This window comes from Alterirhizorhabdus solaris, from assembly GCF_007785815.1.
GTDB classification, from domain to species: domain Bacteria; phylum Pseudomonadota; class Alphaproteobacteria; order Sphingomonadales; family Sphingomonadaceae; genus Alterirhizorhabdus; species Alterirhizorhabdus solaris.
In genome coordinates, this window is record NZ_VNIM01000152.1 from 1 (window position 1) to 6,385 (window position 6,385).

General features: G+C 65.3%; 8 protein-coding genes and 1 pseudogene. 6 read left to right on the forward strand and 3 right to left on the reverse strand.

All coding sequences use genetic code 11. From position 1 onward, the window contains the following. Positions 1 to 243 precede the first annotated feature (243 nt). The 4 genes from FOY91_RS22945 (at position 244) to FOY91_RS20205 (ending at position 1,442) form a co-directional block, all read left to right on the forward strand. Positions 244 to 372, forward strand: coding sequence for an HNH endonuclease (locus tag FOY91_RS22945; protein ID WP_476692378.1), 129 nt, complete (start codon positions 244 to 246; stop codon positions 370 to 372). 96 nt (positions 373 to 468) lie between these two features. Next, positions 469 to 798 carry a hypothetical protein gene (locus tag FOY91_RS20200; protein ID WP_145155717.1) on the forward strand — a complete coding sequence of 110 codons (330 nt, stop codon included), beginning with the start codon at positions 469 to 471 and terminating at the stop codon, positions 796 to 798. Continuing rightward, positions 791 to 1,162: a hypothetical protein gene (locus tag FOY91_RS21865; RefSeq protein ID WP_162527295.1), complete on the forward strand. Its 372-nt coding sequence runs from the start codon at positions 791 to 793 to the stop codon at positions 1,160 to 1,162. The genes FOY91_RS20200 and FOY91_RS21865 overlap by 8 nt, the downstream gene beginning before the upstream one ends. Beyond that, positions 1,146 to 1,442, forward strand: coding sequence for a nucleotidyltransferase domain-containing protein (locus FOY91_RS20205; RefSeq protein WP_162527296.1), 297 nt, complete (start codon positions 1,146 to 1,148; stop codon positions 1,440 to 1,442). Before FOY91_RS21865 ends, FOY91_RS20205 begins: the two co-directional genes overlap by 17 nt. Positions 1,443 to 1,550: 108 nt before the next feature. Here the strand turns inward: FOY91_RS20205 and FOY91_RS20210 are convergent, their stop codons facing one another. After that, a complete protein-coding gene (locus tag FOY91_RS20210; RefSeq protein WP_203234653.1) occupies positions 1,551 to 2,828 on the reverse strand; it encodes a nucleotide sugar dehydrogenase in 1,278 nt (425 codons plus the stop codon). A 142-nt stretch (positions 2,829 to 2,970) separates the two neighbouring features. Here FOY91_RS20210 and FOY91_RS20215 point away from each other — a divergent pair, with 142 nt between their 5' ends. Next, positions 2,971 to 3,519 (forward strand): superoxide dismutase family protein, encoded by a 549-nt coding sequence (locus tag FOY91_RS20215; protein WP_238995816.1) that lies wholly within the window; start codon positions 2,971 to 2,973, stop codon positions 3,517 to 3,519. 157 nt (positions 3,520 to 3,676) lie between these two features. Here the strand turns inward: FOY91_RS20215 and FOY91_RS20220 are convergent, their stop codons facing one another. Both FOY91_RS20220 and secG read right to left on the reverse strand, forming a co-directional pair. Then, on the reverse strand, positions 3,677 to 5,311 hold the full coding sequence (locus FOY91_RS20220; RefSeq protein ID WP_145155720.1) for a CTP synthase: 1,635 nt from the start codon (positions 5,309 to 5,311) through the stop codon (positions 3,677 to 3,679). 512 nt (positions 5,312 to 5,823) lie between these two features. After that, positions 5,824 to 6,192, reverse strand: a pseudogene (gene secG / locus FOY91_RS20225) (preprotein translocase subunit SecG); the annotation flags it as partial. Between secG and FOY91_RS22135 the strand changes: the two are divergent. Beyond that, on the forward strand, positions 6,191 to 6,385 hold a 195-nt coding region (locus tag FOY91_RS22135; RefSeq protein WP_203234652.1), incomplete at its 3' end, for a hypothetical protein. The pseudogene secG and the gene FOY91_RS22135 sit on opposite strands and share 2 nt — an antisense overlap.

Genomic DNA, 6,385 nt, shown 5'->3' on the forward strand with positions numbered 1-6,385 from the left:
TTGCAGGGGTGGGGCGTGGCGGAACAGGCGCTGCCGGGGGTTTGAGGGCCTTCGGTTTACGGTGACCTGTAAAGGCGTTCCATTCGGGTTCTGGACTAGCATCGCTAGGAGTAACAGGTGCCAATCGCCGAAAAGGAAGTTAAGCGACTGTGGGGAATGGCCGGGGGTTATTGTAGCAACCCAGAGTGTCGGGACCGTGTCGCCATTGTCGGTGATAAAGGGCAAAGCTACCTGATTGGCGAGATGGCGCACATAATTGCACGCCAAGCCAGGGGGCCCCGTGGGGACGGCGTTGGCGGCGACAATACCTACGCAAACCTCGTCCTATTATGTCCAACATGCCATAGGAAGGTGGATAAAGCGCCGGCGTAATTTCCTGTAAATCTACTAATCAAGTGGAAAGATCAGCATGAGTCTTGGGTTAACAGCTGGGCAAAGCCGGACCGAATAAATTCAACACAGGATCTTATGTCATTTATCTTCAGCCTTCTCGAAGAGAATCATCATTTTTTTAAGGATTATGGTCCGGATTCGTCTATAGCAGCTACCAATCCATTATCATCAGCTTACGCGATCTGGGTGGCACGCCGTCTGGACACAATCTTGCCGAACAACCAAAAGATTATCTCTGCACTTAACGAAAACAAGAAAATGGTGCCGGGCGAAATGAAGGAAGCTGTGTTAATGTTTCGCGACCACGCGTCAAGCTATGAGCAGAACGCATATGATCGGCTTGATCATTACAGGCTGTTCCCAATGCTGTTCGCCAAATTGGTGGAGAAGTACAAGAATGAATAACGGTACAAACGACTTCGGTGTCAGCTTTGCTCAAATCTCCTTTCTCAATCGCCTGCTCACCGCTCATTCGAACGTCATCGAGGTCAGGCGGTCGAACGACATTCAGTTTGACATCGTTCGTGAACGCGGTGGGCCTATCCGGCTGGTATGCCTTGATGAGTATGCCTGCGGGCTCGCGCGAGTGTTTGAAACTCAAGCGGCGTTTCCAAACGTGAATCTTATTTACGTCGGAGGCGTGTGGAATAGCTACACCAAGGATGCGAAACAGTACTGCGAGGCCGAACAAATAGGCCTGTTCAATGCTAAGGAGATCACCGGATCCCTGTGCCGCAGTGACTTTTGGCGCTATGTGCGAGCAGATTAAAACCGCGATCGCCGAGAGCCTTAAGTCACACCCTTCGGTCGCCAGCGCATGGGGCTTTGGTTCTTTTTTCCGCGGTGAGGACTATCACGACATCGATATCCTCGTAGTTATCGAGGCGACAAACGGCCGGCTGCTTGACATATCACGCGCAATTAGAACTACCCTGCTGCGGATCGAGCATACAATCGGAACCTCCATCGATCTAATAATTCTGACAGAAACCGAATTCGAGAGCCGTCCCTTGCGCGACATGGATCAGTTGGTCCGTATCACCGCCTGATGCGTCACATCATTACGTCACTGACGCCGTTTTCCATTAGGTTATCTTCTTTATTCTCTATGAAATCGTCCCCAGCCGATGAGGCTGCGTATCACGAATTTGCTCCCCCTAAAGTGTCCAGCGATCCACATCCCCCGGCAGCGCCACCTTGCGCCACATGCCCTTGAGGTCGGCGACCAGCCCGCCGTCCGCCACCAGCGCCAGGATCGCCTCACCGGATAGCGCGCGGTAGTCGGCGTGGGGGACGGCGGCCAGCACCAGATCGTAGCGGCTTTCCAGCGCTTCGGGCACCAGCGCCAGGCCATATTCGTGCGCCGCCTCCGATCCGTCCGCCATCGGATCGTGCACAGTGACGAGGTGGCCGAGCGACTCCAGCCGGCGGATCACGTCCACCACCTTGCTGTTGCGCAGGTCGGGCACGTCCTCCTTGAAGGTGAGGCCCAGCACCAGCGCGGTGCCGGGCTTGCCGCCGCGCCGGGCGTGGAGCTGGTCCGCCACCCACGCGCCCATCCCGTCGTTGATCGAGCGGCCGGCGAGGATCACCTGCGGATCGTGGCCGATCTGCTGCGCGCGGAACGAGAGGTAATAGGGATCGACGCCGATGCAGTGGCCGCCCACCAGCCCGGGCTTGAAATCGAGGAAGTTCCACTTGGTGCCGGCCGCATCCAGCACGTCCCAGATCGACAGGCCGAGGCCGGCGAAGATCGTCGTGATCTCGTTCATGAAGGCGATGTTGATGTCGCGCTGCGCGTTCTCGATCACCTTGGCCGCCTCCGCCGCCTTGATCGAGGCGGCGCGGAAGGTGCCGGCGGTCGTCACCTTGTCGTACAGCGCGGCGATGCGGTCGGTCACTGCGGGGTTTTCGCCCGCCACCACCTTCACGATGCGGTCGATGGTGTGCTCGCGGTCGCCGGGATTGATCCGTTCCGGGCTGTAGCCGAGGAAGAAATCGACGCCGCGCGTCAGGCCGGAGACGCGTTCCAGTTCGGCCCCGCACAGATCCTCGGTGACGCCGGGGTAGACGGTGCTCTCGTAGATCACGAGCGTATCGCGGCCGCCGCGGATCAGCCCGCCCACGGTGCGCGTGCCGCGCAGCAGCGGGCCGAGATCGGGCTTGTTCTCGGCATCCACCGGCGTGGGCACGGTCACGATATAGACGTCCGCCCCGGTGGCATCGGCGGCGCGGCTGGTGAGCAGCAGCGGCGAGGCCCGCATCCGCGCCTCGTCGATCTCGCGCGTGCGGTCCTCGCCCCGGCGCAGCTGGTCGATCCGGCTGCGGTCGATATCGAAGCCGGTCGTCTTGAACCTGTCCGCCAGCGCCCCCGCCAGCGGCAGGCCGACATAGCCAAGCCCGATCACCACCACATGCGGATCAGCCGTCATCATCACCCCCGCCGGCACCGCAGCACCCTGTTTACCGGCGCTGTATTCCACGCCCGCTTTGCTTTTGCATTAACGCGCGGGCCACCAACGAACGCAACCGAAACGATGCATCCGCGTTGGACCCAGGACTTTCGGGAGACTTCACATGAGCCGCCTCGCCATACTCTGCCTGCTCGGCACCGCCGCCCTCACCGGGGGCTGCATGGGGACTGACGCCGGTGAAAACGCGAACGCGGGGCCCCCGCCCGCGCCGGCTACCGCCACGCTCACCGGCCCCACCGGCACCGTTCTGGGCAACGCCACGCTCACCCCGGTGCGGAACGGCATCCGGCTGGTGGTGGAGGGGACCGGCCTCACCCCCGGCGCACACGGCGTGCATATCCATGCCGTCGGCCGCTGCGAGGCACCCGACTTCACCAGCGCCGGGCCGCACTGGAACCCCACCGGCATGAAGCACGGCAAGGACGCCCCCGGTGGCCCGCACATGGGTGACGTGCCGAACATGATGGTGGGTGCGGACGGCACCGGCAAGCTCGAGGCGACGATGCCCGGCACGATCACCGGCGGAGCATCCCCGCTGCTCGACGCCGATGGCGCCGCCGTGGTGATCCACGCCGCCGCCGACGATTACAAGACCGATCCCTCGGGCAACAGCGGCGGCCGCGTCGCCTGTGGCGCGGTGACGGCGGGGTGAGGCAACGCGACCGGCACCGCCGCTTCGCGCGGTGCCGGTCGCCTCAGGTCGGTAGCCAGGCGACGCGGCGACGTTCGATCGGATCGGGTGGCTGGACGATTGTTGATCGCCGCCGAACCGACGCCTGATCGACCGGGCTTGCGGCAATGACGCCGGATCAGACCAGCCGGCTCTGCCGCACCGCCGCCTCGACGAAGCTGGCGAAAAGCGGATGCGGATCGAACGGCTTGGATTTCAGCTCCGGGTGGAACTGCACGCCGACGAACCACGGATGGTCCGGCCGCTCGACGATCTCGGGCAGCGCGCCATCGGGTGACATGCCGGAGAAGACAAGGCCGCCGTTCTCGAGCGGCTCGCGGTAGTTGATGTTCACCTCGTAGCGGTGGCGGTGACGCTCTGAGATGTCCTCGGCGCCGTAGATGGCTCGCACCTGGCTGTTGCCCGTCAGCTTGGCCGGGAACGCCCCCAGCCGCATCGTGCCGCCCAGATCGCCCTCGGCAGAGCGCAACTCTCGACCCCGTGCCGACTCCCATTCGGTGATGAGGCCGACGACCGGCTCGTCGGTCGGGCCGAATTCGGTGGTGGACGCAGCGGCAATGCCGGCGGTGTTCCGCGCGCCTTCGATGCAGGCCATCTGCATTCCCAGACAGATGCCGAAGAACGGCACGCGGCGCTCCCGGGCGAAGCGCACGGCGGCGATCTTGCCTTCCGATCCGCGCTCACCGAAGCCGCCGGGCACGAGGATGGCGTGCATCGGCTCAAGCTGTGCCGCCACATCGGCCTGATCCGCCTCGAACAGCTCCGCATCCAGCCAGCGGATGTTGACCTTCACCCGGTTGGCGATGCCGCCGTGGACGAGCGCCTCGTGCAGCGATTTATAGGCGTCCAGCAGCCCAGTATATTTGCCTACGACGCCGATCGTCACCTCACCCTCGGGATTGCCGAGGCGGTCGAGAATGTCGTCCCACCGGCGCATGTCCGGGCTGGGGCCGGCGGCGATGCCGAATGCATCGAGCACCGCCATGTCCAGACCTTCGGCATGATATTGCAGCGGCACGCCGTAGATCGTCTTGGCATCCAGCGCCGGGATCACCGCTTCCTTGCGGACGTTGCAGAACAGCGCGATCTTGGCGCGGTCGCTGTCGGGCAGCGGGCGTTCGCTGCGGCAGACGAGCACGTCGGGCTGGATGCCGAGCGCGGTCAGGTCGCGCACGCTGTGCTGGGTCGGCTTGGTCTTCAGTTCGCCGGCGGCGGCGATATAGGGCACCAGCGTGAGGTGGACGAACACGCTGCCATTGCGGCCCAGATCGTTCCGCAACTGGCGGATCGCCTCCATGAACGGCAGCGATTCGATATCGCCCACGGTGCCGCCGATCTCGCACAGCACGAAGTCGAGATCGTCCACCTCGTTGCGGGCGAATTCCTTGATCGCGTCGGTCACGTGCGGGATCACCTGCACGGTGGCGCCGAGGTAATCGCCGCGCCGCTCCTTGGCGATGATCGTCGAATAGATCCGGCCCGAGGTCACGTTGTCGCTCTGGCGCGAAGGCACGCCGGTGAAGCGTTCGTAGTGGCCGAGGTCGAGGTCGGTCTCCGCGCCGTCGTCGGTCACATAGACCTCGCCGTGCTGGTACGGCGACATCGTGCCCGGATCGACGTTGAGATACGGATCGAACTTGCGGATCCGCACCCGGTATCCGCGCGCCTGGAGGAGGGCGGCGAGGCTGGCGGCCATCAGGCCCTTGCCGAGCGAGGAGACCACGCCGCCGGTGATGAAGATGAACCGCGTCATGGGAGGAAAGCCCTAGCCGTGGATCGCCGCCCCGCCAAGGGCAGGGACGATACGATCGCGATGAAACGAGGAAGGTACGGCGAAGCGGCCAACGCCGGAATGGTGGCCGCGATGCGGAATACGGGCGCCCCCGTCAGCGGATCACCCGCGCGTGCCCGCCGCCGCTGCGTGCCGCGTTCGGACCGGATCGAGGCCGGCGGACGATGGCCACGGGCGATCCGGCGACGAGGGAAGCCGCCCGCACCGCGATTCGGCGTTGAGCGTTACGGCGTCACGCCGCTCGCACCGCCTGCCCCGGCGGCGGAGGCCGGCGGCGCGACGGCGGGTGCGGTGGTCGCGCCCGTGGCGAGGGGGGTGACGATCTCGGTCTTCGGCCGATCCTGTGTGCGGGTGGCGGCACGATCCGGCCGCGTCTCGCGCCGGGTCGCCGCCGGCTCCTCCTCGCGCTTGGTCACCGGCTCGGTCCGCTTGGGCGCGGTCGCCGGGCCGGCGGTGCCGGGGGTCGCCGGCACGATCGCACCGGTGCCGCTCGACGGGCCGTTGGCCGCGGCGCCGGCAGCGGCGGCCCCCAGCGGATCGGCAGCCAGCGGGACCGCCGGGGCGGGCGCGGCCGGCGCGGTCTGGCGGGCCAGCGACGTATCGATGTCACGCGGGCCGCGCTGGAAGGTGGCGAGCGCGGCGAGGCCGATCGACATCAACACGAATGCCGTGGCGAGGATCGTGGTGGCCCGCGTCAGGAAATCGGCGGCGCCGCGCGCGCTCATCAGGCCGGAGGGGCTGCCACCCATGCCCAGCCCGCCGCCTTCCGACCGCTGCATCAGGATCACCGCGACGAGGGCCGCGGCGATGATCGCATGGACGACGAGCAGGAAGGTGAACATGGCGTCTCTTTTCTACAAGCGAATCGACCGGGCAGCCGGCCACCCCCGCCGCGCGACGCGGCCGGGCCTTTGGCGTCGCGCTCTACAGGCTGGCGCGCGCGGCTTCAACCGTGGCGCGCCCACCTGTCGAGCATCATGCCGCTATCGCGTCAGGTCCGCCGGCAGCGTCGGTTCGGAGATCACCCGTTCCATC

Excerpts from the sequence above, each read along its gene's own strand:
- FOY91_RS22945 (WP_476692378.1), top strand. The coding sequence starts at position 244 with ATGGCGCACATAATTGCACGCCAAGCCAGGGGGCCCCGTGGGGACGGC.
- FOY91_RS20210 (WP_203234653.1), bottom strand. The coding sequence starts at position 2,828 with ATGATGACGGCTGATCCGCATGTGGTGGTGATCGGGCTTGGCTATGTC.
- FOY91_RS20200 (WP_145155717.1), top strand. The coding sequence starts at position 469 with ATGTCATTTATCTTCAGCCTTCTCGAAGAGAATCATCATTTTTTTAAG.
- FOY91_RS21865 (WP_162527295.1), top strand. The coding sequence starts at position 791 with ATGAATAACGGTACAAACGACTTCGGTGTCAGCTTTGCTCAAATCTCC.
- FOY91_RS20220 (WP_145155720.1), bottom strand. The coding sequence starts at position 5,311 with ATGACGCGGTTCATCTTCATCACCGGCGGCGTGGTCTCCTCGCTCGGC.
- FOY91_RS20205 (WP_162527296.1), top strand. The coding sequence starts at position 1,146 with ATGTGCGAGCAGATTAAAACCGCGATCGCCGAGAGCCTTAAGTCACAC.
- FOY91_RS20215 (WP_238995816.1), top strand. The coding sequence starts at position 2,971 with ATGAGCCGCCTCGCCATACTCTGCCTGCTCGGCACCGCCGCCCTCACC.